A 17,768-nucleotide genomic window follows, 5' to 3' on the forward strand; every position below is an offset into this window, starting at 1 on the left:
GCCGGAGATGTGATCGCCGGGGCGGGACGGGGTCCGCCAGGTCAGGGCTGGATCCGCAAGGCCGTGGCCGCCGGGCCGTTCGTGCCGGTCGTGGCCCCCGGCCCGCCCGGCGGCGCTGCGCCGTACGGCCCGCGCTACCTGCCGGCGGCCGCGGGCTCGGGCCGACCGCCGCCCCCCGGCGCGTCCGGTTCCGGGTGCCCGCCGCCCGGCAGGACCCGCGCCAGCCAGGCCGACCGGCCGGCCGCCAGCGGCCCCAGGACGGCCAGGATCAGCACGTACCCGGCGATGAACGGTGCCAGCCGCTCGTCCAGCCCGGCGCCCGCCGCCATCGTCGCCAGGATCAGCGCGAACTCGCCGCGGGCGAGCAGCGCGGTGGCGATGTTCGCGGCCGGGCGCGGTCCGAAGCCGTAGATCCGGGCGGCCACCAGCCCCGCGACCACGTTCATCAGCAGGGTCAGCGCCACCGCGATCAGCACCGGCCACACCACCGACGGCAGGTCGCCGGGGTCGATGGAGAGTCCGAACGCGAAGAAGAAGATCGCGCCGAAGGCGTCCCGCAGCGGATGCACCAGCTCCATGATCTTCTTGCCGGAACTGGTGCTGCCGAGCATCAGACCGACCATGAACGCGCCGATCGCGTCCGCGACGCCGAACCACTCCGAGACGCCCGCCACGAAGACGGCGCCGCCCAGGAAGGAGATGACCAGCAGCTCGTTGTCCTTGGTGGCGATCAGCTTGCCGATCACCGCCGTACCCCAGCGGGCGACCACCGCGAGCAGCAGCAGGAAGCCGAACGCCTTGCCCGCGTCGAGGACCGCCGAGGCCATCGAGTCGGCGCCGGAGATCACCGGCTGGAGCGCGGCCAGGTAGAGCGCGAGGAAGATGTCCTCGACCACGATGATGCCGAGGATCGGCTTGGTCTCGGGATTGCCGAGCCGGCCGGTGTCCATGAGGACTTTGGTGACGATCGCCGACGAGGAGATGCCGAGCACCCCGGCCAGGACCAGCGCCTCGGAGGTGCCCCAGCCGACCAGGAAGCCGAAGACCAGGCCGGCGCCGACGTTCAGCGCCAGATAGGCGGCCCCGGCGACGGCCATCTTCCGGCCGCCCTCCTTGAGGTCGTCCATGTGGAATTCGAGGCCGAGGTAGAAGAGCAGCAGCACCAGACCCAGCAGGGAGAGCATCTCCAGCTCGTGCGGGTCGTCGACCAGGGCGACGCCGGGGGTGTGCGGGCCGAGCAGTATCCCGGCCAGGATGAACAGGGGGATCGTGGGGAGCCCGATGCGGCTGCCCAGACGGGCGAGGACGGCTGCGGCCAGGAAGGCCCCGCCCATCGCGAGGAGGGTTTCTGCGTGTCCGATGGCTCCTCCAGAGGTTCGGCCGGACGGTGTTCGGTCAAGGGGGAGTCAAGAAAGCGTTAATGGTTAGTTTACCAAACGACTTTTCGGGTCCGGCGCCCCCGTGCGCACCGCATGCCGCGCCCGCTGCTCCTGCCCGCTCCTCCACCGACCCGCCTCCGGGACCTTCCGGGCCTCCCGACGAGAGCCCTGCCTCGGGTTTTCCCCACCCGGAAGCCACCGGCAGCCGCCATGGTCCAGGTTCACCCCCGCTCCGTACGGTCACAGGGCGACCGGACGTACGGGACGAGGGGCGTCACGACGGGCCGGCGTGACGAAGACCGGGACGGACGGCGGCACGGTCCGCGTCGGCGGTACGGACATCACCCGGATGCGGCCGGACCGGCTCACCGCACCGCGCCGCGAGCGTCTCGGCTTCGTCTTCCAGGCGTTCAACCTGCTGCCGTCGCTGACGGCCGGGGAGAACGTCGCCCTGTCGCGACCGGCGGCGCACCGCCGAGGCGCTCGCTCGCGCCGTCCTCGGCCTGCTGCGATACGCGGCCGGCGGGCTCGGCACCACGGTCGTCATGGTCACCCGCGACCCGGTGGCCGCTCCTTCCGGAACGCCCACGCCATCCTGGGCTCCACCACGCAGCGCAGGGCTGCGGACCGGCGGCGTGCACAGCGCCGTCACCGCGACCGCCGCCGTCAGGCTCACCGCCACCTCGCCGAGCGGCGAGTGCGGCCACGCGTACTCCTCGAACCAGCCGCGGGAGCGGGCGCCCTTGGTCAGGAAGCCGTGCAGCAGGTAGCCGTACAGGGTGCCGGCGCCCAGCGCCGTGAACCACGTACGGCGGGCCGGCACCCACGCGAGGAAGCAGCCGGTCAGGACCAGCGAGCAGCCGAACATCGCGAGCGTCATCACCGCGCCCGCCCACCAGGGCGCCCCCAACTCCTGCGCGCTCTCCCGGTGGTAGAACCACGCCGAGGTCATCCGCGGTACCGCCCAGTAGGCCAGCGCCAGGGCGGCCGCGAAGACGGGCACCGCCGCGATCCGCGCCGCGCGCCGCCGTACGAGCGCGAAGTGCTCGGGCCGCAGGTGCAGCCCCAGGACGAAGAACGGCAGGAACTGGAGCAGCCGTTGCATGTCGAGGTCGTCACCGACCTCCGGGGACACGGACGCCAGAACCGCCACGGCCAGGGCCAGAGGTACGGGCCAACGGATGATCCGCCACAGGGGAGTGGTGAGCCGCCACACGAACAGCGCGGCCAGGAACCAGGTCAGATACCAGGGGTCCAGGAGGCTGACCGGCATGTCCGGGTCGTCGTACGCCCAGCGCGCGAAAAGCGTGTAGGCGGTCTCGAAGACGAGGTACGGCACCACGACACCGGTGATCAGCCGGCGCAGCCGGTCCGGGCGCAGATCGAAACCGCGGGAGAAATACCCGGAGATGATGATGAACGCCGGCATGTGGAAGGCGTACACCGTCATGTAGAGCGCCCCGGCCGTACGGCTCTGGCCGGTCAGCGGCTCCCAGGAATGCCCCATGGCGACCAGCACGATCGCCAGATACTTCGCATTGTCGAAGAAAGCGTTCCGGCCGCTCCCGGCGGCGTCCCCACCGTCCCGGGCGGCGGGTCGCGCGGTCTCCGTCCCCGTCCGCCCGACGGCCCGCGGCCCCTCACCCCGGGCGTCCGCGGCGGGGGCCGCCGGGTCCGGGACGGAGGGCTCGGCGGCCGGGGGAAGCACACGTCGTGGGGTCGGCGCAGCGGAAAACATCTGACGCACCCTAGTGGCGGCCGGGGAATGCGTAAAACCTTCTCCGCCGAATGCGCAATACCGGCGTGGCGCGGCGGGAATTCCCTTTGGGGGAGTGGTCGCAGGGCAGCCCGGGTGCACTTTCGCGCGTTTTCCGAAGGGGTGGTGAATATCTGTCCCGGGGTGCGTCATCCGCTTATGCGAGGGCATATGCCCCGTCGTGGGAGCGGGGGACGATGTCCGCTTCGCTACCGGTATGTCGGTGCGGTGGACGTCCGTCGAGCGTGCCCGCGTCTCAGGAATTCACGTGTGCACAAAAGGGAGCCGGTCCGTGCGGCGGCATCCGGCCAGGCGCCGCGTACGGTTCCGGCCGCGCGGCCGAATGTGTGCCGGGGCGTCAATTCCCGGGCCGCGGACCGGCGTCCGGCCGTGCCCGGCGGGGCGGCCGTCCGGTTCGCAGGCAAAGCCTTGGCCGATGATTCGCCACCCGCCTCCACTGGGCAGTGACTTGGTGGCACGATGGTGCCGAGCGGGGGTGTGCGCGGCTGCATGCTTCCGGGGCCGGCCAGGCGTTCCGACCGAGGGTGTGATCAGTTGTGGCTCTTTCGCTGTCCGTCGTGCTGTTGTTGGGCATCATCATGATCGTGTTGATACGCGGCAAGTCACTCAAGGCGGGACCGGCGCTGGTGGCCATCCTCTTCGGCTTCTTCCTCGCCTCCACCGGCATCGCGCCGTCCATCAACCGGTTCCTGAACTCGGTGGCCGAGACGATCAACAACATCAGCTTCTAGCGCGTCACGGGCCCGCACCCACCGTGCACGGGCCCGGCCGGGACGATCAGCGGTCGTCGCGTCCGCTCCGCGCGACCGCCTCCCGCACGGCCTCCTCGCTGCGCCCGACCAGCGCCGTGCCGTCGTCCGCCGTGATGATCGGCCGCTGGATCAGCCGGGGCCGCTCGGCCAGCGCCTCGATCCACCGTTCCCGCGTGGCGTCCGTACGCTCCCAGCCGCCGATGCCCAGCTCCGCCGCCTCGGGCTCCTGCGTGCGCGTGATGTCCCACGGCTCCAGCCCCAGCCGGCTCAGGACCTCCCGCAACTCGGCGGCCGTCGGGGGCTGTTCGAGATACCTGCGGACGGTGTACTCCGCGCCCGCCTCGTTCAGCAGGTCGACGGCGCTGCGGCACTTGGAACACGCGGGATTGAGCCAGATCTCCATGCCGTCACCTTAGTGAGAGCCCTGGGGGCGCGGCCGGACTTGGTCAGGCGATGACAAGAAACGACGGCGGGGGAGCGGCCGGCGGCTACCGCTTCAGGGCCCGGTACCGCTTCATCAGTGCCGTGAGCTTCGCGGGGTCGGCTCCGCCGTTCAGCGCCTCGACGAGCTCGTCCGGGCACAGCTCGTAGAAGTCGCCCCACCAGCGCCGTCCCCGGTTGTCCCAGACCCGGTAGCCGCCGGGCACGCCTCGGGCGACGTACCGCCTCCTGGCCATGGCCCCCGTCCCGGAAAACACTCAGGGCCAGGACGAGAAAACCTCTGACCTGGCCCTGAACCACCTGGAGCGGGCGACGGGAATCGAACCCGCGTAGCCAGTTTGGAAGACTGGGGCTCTACCATTGAGCTACGCCCGCATGCGCCGCCGGTCGGGTGACCTCGGCACGCAGTGCATCGTAGCGGGTCACCCGGGCCCACCGCACACTCCGCCCCGATCCCGTCGGCGGCAGCGGCCGTCCGCGGCCCCGTGCGCCCCCGCCGGTGCACCGTGCGCCCCCTGGTCCGCGGCCCGTGCCCGTGGATATCCGGCAGCCGCGCCGTCCCCGGCCATGTACCCTACGTGTCGCACCGACGGGGTGTGGCGCAGCTTGGTAGCGCGTCCGCTTTGGGAGCGGAAGGTCGTCGGTTCGAATCCGGCCACCCCGACCAGCAGGTTTTTTTCCACGTTCCGCCGTACGGGCCGTAAGGCGTTCGGTCGTACGGCGTCCCGGCCCGGTCTCCGGCCGGTCACCGGCGCTCCGGGCGCGGCGCGCCCGCCGCCCGCAGGGCCCCGCTCCGCGGCCCGGCCCGGCTCCGGGCGGACGGGCCCGTAAGCCGCCCGTCAAGATCACATTGCGGCTGCCAACCCGCTTGCGGTTACTATGCAAGCTGCGTGCCCGTGTGTCTTTCTCCCGGGCGCGGTCCGCAGGGCGCCTGGGCTCCAGGCGCCGGCAGATCTCAAGCAGAACCCCAGAAGTCAGCCCCAAGGAGACCGAACCGTGAAGAGCGCCGTGGAGACCCTGAACCCGACCCGGGTTCGGCTCACTGTCGAGGTGCCCTTCGAGGAGCTCAAGCCCAGCCTCGACGCGGCGTACAAGAAGATCAACCAGCAGGTCACGGTGAAGGGCTTCCGCCAGGGCAAGATCCCGGCCCGAGTCATCGACCAGCGGTTCGGTCGCGGCGCCGTGCTCGAGGAGGCCGTCAACGACGCGCTCCCGAAGTTCTACACCGAGGCGGTCAACGAGGGTGAGCTGAACGTCCTCGGCCAGCCCGAGGTCGACATCACCGAGCTGAAGGACGGCGAGCTGCTGACCTTCACCGCCGAGGTCGACATCCGCCCGGCCCTGGAGATCCCGGACTACTCCGGCATCGAGGTCGAGGTCGACGCCGTCGAGGTGTCGGACGAGGACATCGACAAGTCGGTCGAGCAGCTCCGCGAGCGCTTCGCCTCGACCACCCCGGTCGAGCGCGCCGCCGAGGACGGCGACGTGCTCACCGTCGACCTGGAGGCCAAGGTCGACGGCGAGGTGCTGGAGGACGGCGTCGCCCAGGGCGTCAGCTACACCGTCGGCTCCGGCGAGCTGCTGGACGGCATCGACGAGGCCGTCAAGGGCCTGAAGGCCGGCGAGTCCGGCACCTTCACCTCCGAGCTGAAGGGCGGCTCCGCCGCCGGCAAGGAGGCCGAGGTCAAGGTCGACGTCACCGCCGTGGCCGCCCGTGAGCTGCCCGCGCTGGACGACGACTTCGCGCAACTGGCGAGCGAGTTCGACACGCTGGAGGAGCTGCGCGCCGACAGCGCCAAGCGCCTCGCCCAGATGAAGAAGTACGACCAGGCCACCCAGGCCCAGGAGAAGGTCCTCGACGAGCTGCTGAAGCTGGTCGAGGTCCCGATGCCGGAGAAGCTGCTCGCGGACGAGATCGAGACCCGCAAGCACAACCTGGTCAACCACCAGCTCGGCCAGATGGGCCTCGACCTCGCGAAGTACCTGGAGATCCAGGGCAAGACCGAGGAAGAGTTCGACGCCGAGACCAAGGAGCAGGCCGAGAAGGGCATCAAGACCCAGTTCATCCTCGACGAGCTGGTCAACAAGGAGAAGCTGAACGTCAGCCAGGAGGAGCTCACCGAGCACCTCATGCGCCGCGCGCAGTCCTCCGGCATGTCCCCCGACCAGTTCGCCCAGGCCGTCGTCGAGGGCGGCCAGGTGCCGATGCTCGTCGGTGAGGTCGCCCGCGGCAAGGCCCTCGCGGTCGTCGTCGAGGCCGCCACGGTCAAGGACACCAACGGCGAGGTCGTCGACCTGGACGACGAGGACGAGACGGCCGAGACCGTCGAGGCCGCCGAGGCCGAGGGCACCGACGCCGAGAAGGCGGAGAAGGCCGAGAAGACCGAGGGCTGAGCCCCGGTCGCCCCGGTGGCACGGGCGGCCCCGGCCGCCCCGCGGCACCGGTAGACGTACGGGCCCGAACACGCCACGCCCGCGTGTTCGGGCCCGTACGTCGTCAGGGCCCGTGAACGCCGGTGAGCCTGCGCTCACAGCGAACAGTTGACAATGCGGGATGGCGCCCGCCGACCAGCGCGTTAGGGTCCGTAGATACGAGGGCAGGGGACCAGCCGTAACGGCGCCGGCGGAGCACGCCGCGCCCTCCCCGCGCCCCAGAAGACGACGCTGAGACGGCCCTGGGCCGTCCGACAACGAGCAGGTGGACACGTGACGATCCCGATGCCTTCCGCCGCCGCTGAGCCGACCTTCGGTGGCCTCGGCGACCAGGTCTACAACCGGCTGCTCGGCGAGCGGATCATCTTCCTCGGCCAGCCGGTCGACGACGACATCGCCAACAAGATCACCGCGCAGCTGCTGCTCCTCGCCGCTGACCCGGACAAGGACATCTTCCTTTACATCAACAGCCCGGGCGGCTCGATCTCGGCCGGCATGGCGATCTACGACACCATGCAGTACATCAAGAACGACGTGGTCACCATCGCCATGGGCCTCGCCGCCTCGATGGGCCAGTTCCTGCTGAGCGCCGGCACCCCGGGCAAGCGCTTCGCGCTGCCCAACGCCGAGATCCTCATCCACCAGCCCTCCGCGGGCCTGGCGGGCTCCGCGTCGGACATCAAGATCCACGCCGAGCGGCTGCTGCACACCAAGAAGCGCATGGCGGAGCTCACCGCCCAGCACACGGGCCAGACCGTCGAGCAGATCACCCGCGACTCCGACCGCGACCGCTGGTTCGACCCGCAGGAGGCCAAGGAGTACGGCCTCATCGACGACGTCATGACCACCGCCGCCGGCGTTCCGGGCGGGGGCGGCACCGGGGCCTGAGCCCCGGACGACTCGCCACGCAGCCGACTCCAGCCCCTTTGACCGCCACCAGGACGGTGAACCTCCAAGATGAACAACTTCCCCGGCCGTAGCCTCTACGAGCGCCACGACGCCCCGCAGGCAGAGTTCCAGGGCCTGCCCGCCGAGTCCCGCTACATCGTCCCGCGCTTCGTCGAGCGCACCTCGCAGGGCGTGCGCGAGTACGACCCGTACGCGAAGCTCTTCGAAGAGCGCGTGATCTTCCTCGGCGTGCAGATCGACGACGCGTCGGCCAACGACGTCATGGCGCAGTTGCTGTGCCTGGAGTCGATGGACCCGGACCGGGACATCTCGATCTACATCAACTCGCCCGGCGGCTCCTTCACGGCGCTGACCGCGATCTACGACACGATGCAGTTCGTCAAGCCCGACGTCCAGACGGTCTGCATGGGCCAGGCGGCCTCCGCCGCGGCCGTGCTGCTCGCCGCCGGCACCCCCGGCAAGCGGATGGCGCTGCCCAACGCCCGCGTGCTGATCCACCAGCCGTACAGCGAGACCGGCCGCGGCCAGGTGTCCGACCTGGAGATCGCCGCCAACGAGATCCTCCGGATGCGTACGCAGCTCGAGGACATGCTGGCCAAGCACTCCACCACGCCGATCGAGAAGATCCGCGACGACATCGAGCGCGACAAGATCCTGACCGCCGAGGAGTCCCTGGCGTACGGTCTGGTCGACCAGATCGTCTCGACCCGTAAGACGGCCGCCTCGGTCTGATCGCGACCCGTCGCGAAGTGAGCCGGACACAACGCCCCCTTGGACCGGGTTGACCGAGTCGGTCCAAGGGGGGCCCGTACGGGGGGCCCGGCAAGGTACCGTCGATAGGCAAGCACCCGGGTCCGCGGAGCAATGCGGATCCCAGGCGAAGGGGAAGCACCTCGTGGCACGCATCGGTGACGGCGGCGACCTGCTCAAGTGCTCGTTCTGCGGGAAGAGTCAGAAGCAGGTGAAGAAGCTCATCGCGGGGCCTGGTGTGTACATCTGCGACGAGTGCATCGACCTCTGCAACGAGATCATCGAGGAGGAGCTCGCCGAGACCTCCGAGGTCCGCTGGGAAGAACTGCCCAAGCCCCGGGAGATCTACGAGTTCCTGGAGAGCTACGTCGTAGGCCAGGAGCCCGCCAAGAAGGCGCTCTCGGTCGCCGTCTACAACCACTACAAGCGGGTCCAGGCGGGTGAGAACGGTGGCGCGCGCGGCGGCGACGACGGCATCGAACTCGGCAAGTCCAACATCCTGCTGCTCGGCCCCACCGGCTCCGGCAAGACGCTGCTCGCGCAGACGCTCGCCCGGATGCTCAACGTCCCGTTCGCCTTCGCCGACGCGACGGCGCTGACGGAGGCCGGCTATGTCGGCGAGGACGTGGAGAACATCCTCCTCAAGCTGATCCAGGCCGCGGACTTCGACATCAAGAAGGCCGAGACCGGGATCATCTACATCGACGAGATCGACAAGGTCGCCCGCAAGAGCGAGAACCCGTCGATCACCCGTGACGTCTCCGGCGAGGGCGTCCAGCAGGCCCTGCTGAAGATCCTGGAGGGCACCACCGCCTCGGTGCCGCCGCAGGGCGGGCGCAAGCACCCGCACCAGGAGTTCATCCAGATCGACACGACGAACGTGCTGTTCATCGTGGGCGGCGCGTTCGCGGGTCTGGAGAAGATCATCGAGGCCCGGTCCGGCGCCAAGGGCATCGGCTTCGGCGCCAACATCCGCTCCAAGCGCGAGATCGAGTCCAAGGACCAGCTCCAGGACGTCATGCCGGAGGACCTGGTGAAGTTCGGGATGATCCCGGAGTTCATCGGCCGGCTGCCCGTGCTGACCTCGGTGCACAACCTCGACCGCGAGGCGCTCCTGCAGATCCTGCTGGAGCCGCGCAACGCGCTCGTCAAGCAGTACCAGCGCCTGTTCGAACTGGACGGCGTGGAGCTGGACTTCGACCGCCCGGCGCTGGAGGCCATCGCCGACCAGGCGATCCTGCGCGGCACCGGCGCGCGCGGCCTGCGCGCCATCATGGAAGAGGTCCTGCAGTCGGTGATGTACGAGGTCCCGTCCCGCAAGGACGTGGCCCGCGTCGTGATCACCGAAGAGGTCGTGCACTCCAACGTGAACCCGACGCTGGTACCGCGCAACCGCGGCGGTGAGTCGGGCGAACACCACGAGAAGAGCGCGTAGCGCCGTCCGTTCCCCCCGCACGGACGGCGAGGGCCGCCCGCGACCACCGGTCGCGAGGCGGCCCTTTCGCTCGGCCGCGTCCCGGGGCCCGGCTACCGCGGGGTGCGGGTCTCGCCGCGCACCACGGCGGTGGTGTCCGCGTACTGCGACAGGTTGACGTCCGAGGGGGAGCGCAGCTCGCCGTTCAGGTAGAGCAGCACGGCGGCGGTCGAGCCGTCGGCCCAGCCGCAGACCGGCGCGTGGCCGAACGTCGGGTTCCGTACGACCTCGCAGTCGATCTTGACGGTGCCGTCCGCCCCGCCGGGCCGGAACGTCTCGCGCTGCCGCACGACCGTGGTGCCCCCGGTGGCCACGCCGCGGAACATGTTGTCCACCACGCTGTCCGGGTCGCCGATGGTGCCGTAGCCGCCGGAGATCATCAGGGCGGTCGTCCCGCTGCCGCGGGTACCCCGGTAGCGGGCGATCTCCTGCGTCATACCGGGCGGCGGCGAGCCCAGCTTCAGGCCGTCGCGCTGCAGCGCCGCCTTGTCCTTCTCCAGCGTGTACGCGCCTTCGTCGACCGTCGCGGGCGTCGTCAGCCGCATCCGCTGCCCGCCGTCCTCCGCTGACGGCTTCTCCTCGGACGGGCCGGAGGCGCCGGAACCGGTCCCCGGGGCGGCGGACTCGCCGCCCCGGGCCCGCGGGGGACCGCTGCCGCCGTCACCCGAGACGAGCATCACGGCCCCGCCGATGATGGCGCCCACGAGTACGACACCGGCGGCCACCCCGGCGATGATCTTTCCGGTGTTCCCGCTGCCGCCCCCGGACGGGCCGGGCGGCCCCGGCGGCGGGAACTGAGGGAACTGCGGGGGCTGCATCGGCTGCTGCGCGCCCGGCGGCTGCTGAGGCGCCCCGTATCCGTACGGGCCGGGAGGCGGCCCCTGAGGAGGCCCTTGCGGCGCTCCCTGAGGCGATCCTTGCGGCGCCCCCTGAGGCGGCCCGAAGCCTCCGCCCTGCGGCTGCTGCTGCCCGCTGTCGCCGTACGGCCCCTGCGGCGGCTGCCCGCTGCTCCCGTAAGGCCCCGGCGGCGGCTGGTTGAAGCTCATGACGTGTCCTCCCCCTGCGTACGGCCGCGGCCGTCACTTCTCGTGGCGTACCGCGTCGCGGATCTCGCGGGTCTTCTCGGAGAACTGCTCGGCCGAGAAGGCGGGGCCGGTGGACCTGGTGGGCGCCTCGACCCCGTTGTTGATGACGACGCCCACCGCGCTGGAGTCGCCCCAGATGCACCAGGTCACCGTGGACGTCGCGGTGAGGCCGGCCCGCGACGCGGTGCCCTTGACCGCCTTGCACTTCATGACCGAGCCGTCGAAGCCGTCGGGCGAGAACTCCGTCACCGGGGTGACGACGTCCACCTTCGCGCCCTGGGTGTCGGTCCGCTCCGACTTCTTCTCCATCTGGGCGACCATCTTGTTCACCGTGCTCTTGGGGTCGGCGACCTTGCCGTAGACACCGGTGACGAGCAGCGGCTGCCCCTTCTCGTTCGCGTAGCTGCCCTGGACACTGGTGCCCTCGGTGATGCCGAGGGCCTTGGTCTCGGCGTCGTTGGACTCGTCCTTCGTCTCGTCCTTGCCCGCCGCCTTCTTGTACGTACCGAGCAGGTTCGCCGGCATGGAGATCGTGTACGGCGCCACGTCCCCGCCGGGACCGAACGCGTAGTAGGCGCCCACGCCGATGCCCGCCACGGCCGCCGCCGCGACGATGCTGAGGGTGACCTTCATCCCCTTGCCCTTGCCGCCGCTCTGCGGCTGCTGCTGACCGTAGCCGCCGGGCTGCTGCCCGTAAGGCGCGGGCTGCGGCGGCTGTCCGTACGGCGTCTGGGGCTGCTGCGGGTAACCGGGCTGGGAAGCCTGCTGCGGGTAGCCGTAAGGCTGCTGCGGAGGGACCTGGCCGCCCTGCTGGGGATAGCCGTACTGGGGTTGCCCGACCGGCTGCGGCGCGGGCTGACCGTACGGTCCCGGCTGCTGCGGCGGCTGGCCGTACGGGCCGGGAGGCGGCTGGTTGAAGCTCATGGAGCGGGTTCCCCTCGTAGTGACTGACGGCGTCCGATGACACCCGTCACAGTTGATGTCCGTGCGTCGCCAACATCCTGTACGACGCCACTGCCGACCGGTGCTCCAGGGGCCAAACCGATTCGAGACTGCGACATCCGCGCCCGTACACTGAGCGTCGTGACCGAGAACACTCAGCAGAGCCCCCGAGACGGCGGGCCGAACAGCAGCCCCACTGAACTGCCGACCCAGTACGCGCCGGCCGAGGTAGAGGGGCCGCTGTACGAGCGCTGGGTGGAGCGGGGGTACTTCGAGGCGGCGGCGGACAGCGAGAAGCCGCCGTTCACCATCGTCATCCCCCCGCCGAACGTCACCGGCAGCCTGCACCTCGGCCACGCCTTCCAGCACACGCTGATGGACGCCCTCACCCGCCGTAAGCGCATGCAGGGCTACGAGGCGCTGTGGCTGCCCGGCATGGACCACGCGGGCATCGCCACCCAGAACAAGGTCGAGCAGCAGCTCGCCGAGGAGGGCAAGTCCCGCCACGACCTGGGGCGCGAGGAGTTCGTCGAGCGCGTCTGGAAGTGGAAGCAGGAGTACGGCGGCAAGATCCTCGGCCAGATGCGCCGCCTCGGCGACGGCGTCGACTGGTCGCGTGAGCGCTTCACGATGGACGAGGGCCTGTCCAAGTCCGTCCAGACGATCTTCAAGCGGCTCTACGACGACGAGCTGATCTACCGCGCCGAGCGCATCATCAACTGGTGCCCGCGCTGTCTGACCGCGATCTCCGACATCGAGGTCGAGTACCAGGACGACGACGGCGAGCTGGTCTCGATCACGTACGGCGAGGGCGAGGACACCCTGGTCGTCGCCACCACCCGCGCGGAGACGATGCTGGGTGACACCGCGGTGGCCGTCCACCCGGACGACGAGCGGTACGCGCACCTGATCGGCAAGCGGATCAAGCTGCCGCTGACCGACCGCACCGTCCCGGTCGTCGCCGACACCCACGTCGACCCGGAGTTCGGCACCGGCGCCGTCAAGGTGACCCCGGCCCACGACCCCAACGACTTCGCCATCGGCCAGCGGCACGACCTGGAGTCGATGACCGTCATGGACGAGCGCGGTGTGATCACCGTGCACGGGCCGTTCGAGGGCCTGGACCGCTTCGAGGCGCGCTCGGCGATCGTGGCGGCGCTGCGCGAGCAGGGCCGGATCGTCGCCGAGAAGCGCCCGTACACCCACTCCGTGGGCCACTGCTCGCGCTGCAAGACCACCGTCGAGCCGCGGCTGTCCATGCAGTGGTGGGTCAAGGTCGGCCCGCTCGCGCAGGCCGCCGGTGACGCGGTCCGCGACGGCCGGGTCAAGATCCACCCCGAGGACATGTCGAAGCGCTACTTCGACTGGGTCGACAACATGCACGACTGGTGCATCTCGCGCCAGCTCTGGTGGGGTCACCGCATCCCGGTCTGGTACGGCCCCGAGGGCGAGATCGTCTGCGTCGGTCCGGACGAGGAGCCGCCGGGCACCGAGGCCGAGGGCTGGACCCAGGAGTCCGACGTCCTGGACACCTGGTTCTCCTCCGGCCTGTGGCCCTTCTCCACGCTGGGCTGGCCGGAGAAGACCCCGGACCTGGCGAAGTTCTACCCGACCGACGTGCTGCTCACCGGCCACGACATCATCTTCTTCTGGGTCGCCCGGATGATGATGTTCGGTCTGTACGCGATGGACGGCCAGGTGCCGTTCCACACCATCGCGCTGACCGGTCTGGTCCGTGACGAGCACGGCAAGAAGATGTCCAAGTCCAACCCCAACTCGGTGGACCCGCTGGACTGGATGGACGCCTACGGCGCGGACGCCGTCCGCTTCACGCTGGCCCGCGGCGCCAACCCGGGCGCGGACGTGCCGATCGGCGAGGACTGGGTCCAGGCGTCCCGCAACTTCGCCAACAAGATCTGGAACGCCACCCGCTTCGCGCTGATGAACGGCGCGACGCTGGAGGGCGAACTGCCGCCGGCCGAGCAGCTCTCGGCGACCGACCGCTGGATCCTGTCCCGCCTGAACACGGTCGTGGCGCAGGTCGACGCGTACTACGAGGACTACCAGTTCGCGAAGCTGTCGGACGCGCTGTACCACTTCGCCTGGGACGAGGTCTTCGACTGGTACGTCGAGCTGTCCAAGACCACCTTCATGGCGGGCGGCCCGGCCGCCGACGCCTCGCGCCGCGTCCTCGGCGAGGTCCTGGACGTCACGCTGCGGCTGCTGCACCCGGTCGTGCCGTTCGTCACGGAGACCCTGTGGACGACGCTGACCGGCCGTGAGTCGCTGGTGATCGCCGAGTGGCCGGCCGACAGCGGCTTCCGCGACGCGGCCGCCGAGCGGGAGATCGAGACCGTCCAGCAGGTCGTCACCGAGGTCCGCCGCTTCCGGTCCGACCAGGGCCTGCAGCCGGGCCAGAAGGTTCCGGCCCGGCTGGAGCTGGCGGGTACGCAGCTCGCCGCGCACGAGGCCGCGATGCGCTCGCTGCTGCGCCTGCAGCCCGCGGGCGAGGACTTCACCGCCACCGCGTCCCTCCCGGTCGCGGGCGCCACCGTCGCGCTGGACCTGTCGGGCGCCATCGACGTGGCGGCCGAGCGCAAGCGGCTGTCGAAGGACCTGGCGGTGGCCGAGAAGGAGAAGGCCCAGGCCAACGCGAAGCTGGGCAACGAGGCGTTCCTGGGCAAGGCCCCGGAACACGTCGTCGCCAAGATCCGTACCCGGCTGGAGACGGCCGAGGCCGACATCGTGCGCATCAGCGCGCAGCTTGAGGCCCTGCCCAAGGCGTGACGCCCGGCGCGTACGGCTCCGCAGGCCCCTCGTCCTTACGGGCGGGGGCCTGCGCCGTCCCGAGCCGCGCCGGTCGCCGCGTTCCCGTACCGGCCACAGCAGGACGTACGCCGTGGACACGGCCACGAACGCCAGCCGGATCAGGCCGCGCACCGAGTCGTCGGGCACCACGAAGACGCTGCCGTACAGGATCAGCAGCGCCAGCCAGCTCCACCAGGGCACCAGGCGCCGCTGCCCGATGACGTCCCACAGCAGCGTGCCGAGCAGTACGGACGCGGTGTAGTACGTGTAGACGCTGGGGTCCAGGACGATACGGGCGTTGGCGCCCAGCAGGACGACGGCGGCCCAGCGCCCCCGCCACACCGCCAGGCAGCCCAGCAGCAGGCCCAGCGCGAACTGCGCGGGCCGGTCCCAGCCGGGCGTCTCCGGGTCGGCCACGCCCAGCCAGCGCAGCGCGGACGCCGGGTGGTTGGGGATGGTGAACTTGGCCGCCGAGAACGAGTTCATGTCACCGATGAAGAACGGCAGCCAGGCCACCGCGACCAGGCCCGCCATCCACAGCCCCGCGCGCAGCCACTTCTCCTTCGGGAGGGCCAGCAGCAGTGGGACGAAGGCCAGCGCCGTCGGTTTGGAGTCCATCGCGAGGGCCAGGAAGACGCCGGTCAGCGCAGCGTTGCCGCGGGTCACCGACCGTACGGCCAGCGCCGTGAAGAACAGGGCGAGCACGTCGTCCAGGTGCCCGAAGCGGACCGAGACCTCGATCCACATGGGGATGAACGCCAGCCCGGCTATCAGGACGCGCTGCCGCAGCCGCTGGTGGTTGGTGCCGGTGCCCAGGAAGTGCCAGGCGGCGCTGCGGCCCGCCAGCACCACGATCACCAGGCCGAGCAGCGACATCAGGGCCGCGGCCAGGAACTGTCCGGTGTGCTCGGGGAACGGGTTGAACAGGCCGGCGATCAGGAAGCTGACCGGGCCCATCTGCAGCTCGGGGTGGTGGGCGTAGAGGTTGAGGCCGCCGGTGCCGTCGCCGGAGGAGCCCTGGTAGATCAGCTCGCCGCCGGTGCGCAGGTAGTGCCAGGAGAACCCCCCGTTCGGCTCGACCACGACGAACCACAGCACGGTCCACGCGGTGAGCAGCACCAAGTGCATCCGCTGACTGATGGCCGGCACGCGCACGCTCTTCAGCTCCTGTTTCGCCCGGGGAGCCCGGCGGCCGTACGTCCGCCGCCCTCCGGGGCCCGTTCTCGTCCGGTCTTCTCCGGATCTTCGTGTCGGTCAAGGCTCACAGAGCCCGCCGGGGAAGATGCGGGCAGGGGGTGGTGCGTTGCCCGTGGACGGCGATCGGAGGCGTACGTCACGGCGGGGCGGCGGCCGCCGCCTTCTCATCCGCCTCTCATCGAGACGGGGGAGCATGGGGCCCGCAAACGGGACTTTCCGGCGAAACGTACGGCGTACGTAGTCGGCCGCACCACCGTCCAGCGACGAGGAGCCGCGCCACCCATGAACAAACCCCTGCGCCGCGTCTCGGTCTTCTGCGTCCTGCTGATCCTCGCGCTGCTGGCGTGGGTCACCTGGCTGCAGGGGGCCAAGGCGTCCACGTTCACGGACGATCCGCACAATCCCCGCGTCTCCATAGCCAAGTACGCGAACCCACTGGGCAACATCCTCGTGGACGGGCAGCCGGTGACCGGCTCCACCGCCACCGACGGCACCCTGAAGAACAAGCGGACGTACAAGGACGGCCCGCTCTACGCCCCCGTCACCGGCTTCACCTCGCAGATCTTCGGCAGCAACCAGTTGGAGAGCCTGTACGGCGACCTCCTCGACGGCTCCGACAGCCGCCTGCAGAACCCGGGCGACGCGCTGACCCGCCAGCGCCCCAAGGGCGGCGACGTGGCCACCACCATCGACTCCAAGGTGCAGAAGGCCGGTTACGAGGCGCTCGGGAACAAGACCGGGGCCGCGGTCGCCCTCGACCCGGCCACCGGCAGGATCCTCGGGATGGTCAGCACGCCCTCGTACGACCCGGGCAAGTTCGCCGGTTCCGGCAGCGGCGACCAGAAGGCGTGGAAGGACCTGTCGGCGGACAAGAAGCACCCCGAGATCAACCGCGCGCTGCGGCAGCCGCTGCCGCCCGGCTCCACCTTCAAGCTCGTCGTCGCGGCGGCCGCGCTGGAGGACGGCCTGTACTCCTCCGTGGACGAGGCCACCGACAGCCCCGACCCGTACGTCCTCCCCGGCACCCGCACCACCCTGAAGAACGAGAGCGCCTCGGCGCCCTGCGAGAACGCGACCATCCGCACCGCGCTCCAGTACTCCTGCAACACCGTCTTCGCGAAGATGGCCGCCGACCTGGGCCAGGACAAGGTGCGCGCGCAGGCCGAGAAGTTCGGCTTCAACAACGGCAAGCTGGACACCCCGGTGCGGGCCGGCAAGAGCCTGTACCCGCAGGGCATGGACAAGGCGCAGACCGCGCTGTCCGGCATCGGCCAGTTCGACGACACCGCGACGCCGCTCCAGATGGCCATGGTCTCGTCCGCCATCGCCAACGGCGGTGATCTCCAGACGCCGCAGATGGTCGACAAGCTCACCGACAGCGGCGGCAACACCCTCCAGCAGTACGCGCCGAAGAAGTATGGCAAGGCGGTCTCGCAGCGCACCGCCGAGCAGCTCCAGTCCTCCATGGAGACCGTCGTGAACGAGGGCACCGGCTCCAAGGCCAAGATCGACGGACTGACGGTCGGCGGCAAGACGGGCACCGCCCAGCACGGCGTGGACAACGAGGGCACCCCGTACGCCTGGTTCGTCTCCTACGCCAAGGACGGCAACGGCCACCAGGTGGCCGTCGCGGTCATGGTCGAGGACAGCGACGCGGCCCGCAGCGAGATCTCGGGCGGCGGCCTGGCGGGTCCGGTGGCCAAGGCGATGATGAAGGCGGCGCTGTCGTAGCACCGGGGCCCGCCGGGGGCGCTCCGGCCGGGGCCGCGGGCCGTCGCGCCCCGGCCGCAGGCCGCCACCCGCCGCTGTCGGTGGTGGCTC

The 17,768-nt window shown here is 70.5% G+C and carries 13 protein-coding genes, 2 tRNA genes and 1 pseudogene; 9 read left to right on the top strand and 7 right to left on the bottom strand.

What is annotated here, in order from left to right; genetic code table 11:
• Positions 1-134 precede the first annotated feature (134 nt).
• Entirely contained in the window at positions 135-1,334 is a 1,200-nt protein-coding gene (locus EJG53_RS26865) for a cation:proton antiporter (RefSeq protein ID WP_244955358.1), read from the bottom strand.
• Positions 1,335-1,928: 594 nt separating this feature from the next.
• Positions 1,929-3,117: pseudogene (locus EJG53_RS26875) on the bottom strand (acyltransferase family protein).
• A gap of 575 nt (positions 3,118-3,692) precedes the next feature.
• Here EJG53_RS26875 and EJG53_RS26880 point away from each other — a divergent pair.
• On the top strand, positions 3,693-3,887 hold the full coding sequence (locus tag EJG53_RS26880; protein ID WP_030020551.1) for a hypothetical protein: 195 nt from the start codon (positions 3,693-3,695) through the stop codon (positions 3,885-3,887).
• Positions 3,888-3,933: 46 nt separating this feature from the next.
• Here the strand turns inward: EJG53_RS26880 and EJG53_RS26885 are convergent, their stop codons facing one another.
• From EJG53_RS26885 to EJG53_RS26895, 3 genes are all read right to left on the bottom strand, one after another.
• Positions 3,934-4,311: an arsenate reductase family protein gene (locus EJG53_RS26885; RefSeq protein WP_125047050.1), complete on the bottom strand. Its 378-nt coding sequence runs from the start codon at positions 4,309-4,311 to the stop codon at positions 3,934-3,936.
• Positions 4,312-4,396: 85 nt separating this feature from the next.
• Positions 4,397-4,585, bottom strand: coding sequence for a hypothetical protein (locus EJG53_RS26890; protein ID WP_125047051.1), 189 nt, complete (start codon positions 4,583-4,585; stop codon positions 4,397-4,399).
• Positions 4,586-4,650: 65 nt separating this feature from the next.
• A tRNA-Gly gene (locus tag EJG53_RS26895) sits at positions 4,651-4,724 on the bottom strand.
• A 215-nt stretch (positions 4,725-4,939) separates the two neighbouring features.
• On the opposite strand from EJG53_RS26895, the gene EJG53_RS26900 reads away from it, so the two are divergent.
• From EJG53_RS26900 to clpX, 5 genes are all read left to right on the top strand, one after another.
• Positions 4,940-5,016: transfer RNA gene (locus EJG53_RS26900), tRNA-Pro, on the top strand.
• A gap of 329 nt (positions 5,017-5,345) precedes the next feature.
• Positions 5,346-6,743, top strand: a complete 1,398-nt coding sequence (gene tig / locus EJG53_RS26905) for a trigger factor (protein WP_125047052.1) — start codon at positions 5,346-5,348, stop codon at positions 6,741-6,743.
• Positions 6,744-7,067: 324 nt separating this feature from the next.
• Positions 7,068-7,670, top strand: coding sequence for an ATP-dependent Clp protease proteolytic subunit (locus EJG53_RS26910; protein WP_030020548.1), 603 nt, complete (start codon positions 7,068-7,070; stop codon positions 7,668-7,670).
• A 69-nt stretch (positions 7,671-7,739) separates the two neighbouring features.
• Positions 7,740-8,423: an ATP-dependent Clp protease proteolytic subunit gene (locus tag EJG53_RS26915; RefSeq protein ID WP_031001865.1), complete on the top strand. Its 684-nt coding sequence runs from the start codon at positions 7,740-7,742 to the stop codon at positions 8,421-8,423.
• 163 nt (positions 8,424-8,586) lie between these two features.
• Positions 8,587-9,876 (top strand): ATP-dependent Clp protease ATP-binding subunit ClpX, encoded by a 1,290-nt coding sequence (clpX, locus tag EJG53_RS26920; protein WP_030020546.1) that lies wholly within the window; start codon positions 8,587-8,589, stop codon positions 9,874-9,876.
• 92 nt (positions 9,877-9,968) lie between these two features.
• On the opposite strand, the gene EJG53_RS26925 is transcribed toward clpX, so the two are convergent.
• On the bottom strand, positions 9,969-10,961 hold the full coding sequence (locus tag EJG53_RS26925; RefSeq protein ID WP_125047053.1) for a hypothetical protein: 993 nt from the start codon (positions 10,959-10,961) through the stop codon (positions 9,969-9,971).
• Between the two features lie 33 nt (positions 10,962-10,994).
• Positions 10,995-11,924, bottom strand: a complete 930-nt coding sequence (locus tag EJG53_RS26930) for a hypothetical protein (RefSeq protein WP_125047054.1) — start codon at positions 11,922-11,924, stop codon at positions 10,995-10,997.
• A 159-nt stretch (positions 11,925-12,083) separates the two neighbouring features.
• Here EJG53_RS26930 and EJG53_RS26935 point away from each other — a divergent pair, with 159 nt between their 5' ends.
• The 3 genes from EJG53_RS26935 to EJG53_RS26945 all read left to right on the top strand — a co-directional run bounded on the left by EJG53_RS26935 (position 12,084) and on the right by EJG53_RS26945 (position 17,678).
• Positions 12,084-14,729 (top strand): valine--tRNA ligase, encoded by a 2,646-nt coding sequence (locus EJG53_RS26935; RefSeq protein ID WP_125047055.1) that lies wholly within the window; start codon positions 12,084-12,086, stop codon positions 14,727-14,729.
• Between the two features lie 112 nt (positions 14,730-14,841).
• Positions 14,842-15,012, top strand: a complete 171-nt coding sequence (locus EJG53_RS43985) for a hypothetical protein (RefSeq protein ID WP_154806401.1) — start codon at positions 14,842-14,844, stop codon at positions 15,010-15,012.
• 1,217 nt (positions 15,013-16,229) lie between these two features.
• Entirely contained in the window at positions 16,230-17,678 is a 1,449-nt protein-coding gene (locus tag EJG53_RS26945) for a peptidoglycan D,D-transpeptidase FtsI family protein (protein ID WP_125047056.1), read from the top strand.
• Positions 17,679-17,768: the final 90 nt, after the last annotated feature.

Source organism: Streptomyces chrestomyceticus JCM 4735, assembly GCF_003865135.1.
Lineage (GTDB): Bacteria > Actinomycetota > Actinomycetes > Streptomycetales > Streptomycetaceae > Streptomyces > Streptomyces chrestomyceticus.

Excerpts from the sequence above, each read along its gene's own strand:
- EJG53_RS26865 (WP_244955358.1), bottom strand. The coding sequence starts at position 1,334 with ATGGGCGGGGCCTTCCTGGCCGCAGCCGTCCTCGCCCGTCTGGGCAGC.
- EJG53_RS26885 (WP_125047050.1), bottom strand. The coding sequence starts at position 4,311 with ATGGAGATCTGGCTCAATCCCGCGTGTTCCAAGTGCCGCAGCGCCGTC.
- EJG53_RS26890 (WP_125047051.1), bottom strand. The coding sequence starts at position 4,585 with ATGGCCAGGAGGCGGTACGTCGCCCGAGGCGTGCCCGGCGGCTACCGG.
- EJG53_RS26910 (WP_030020548.1), top strand. The coding sequence starts at position 7,068 with ATGCCTTCCGCCGCCGCTGAGCCGACCTTCGGTGGCCTCGGCGACCAG.
- EJG53_RS26915 (WP_031001865.1), top strand. The coding sequence starts at position 7,740 with ATGAACAACTTCCCCGGCCGTAGCCTCTACGAGCGCCACGACGCCCCG.
- EJG53_RS26925 (WP_125047053.1), bottom strand. The coding sequence starts at position 10,961 with ATGAGCTTCAACCAGCCGCCGCCGGGGCCTTACGGGAGCAGCGGGCAG.
- EJG53_RS26930 (WP_125047054.1), bottom strand. The coding sequence starts at position 11,924 with ATGAGCTTCAACCAGCCGCCTCCCGGCCCGTACGGCCAGCCGCCGCAG.
- EJG53_RS26945 (WP_125047056.1), top strand. The coding sequence starts at position 16,230 with ATGAACAAACCCCTGCGCCGCGTCTCGGTCTTCTGCGTCCTGCTGATC.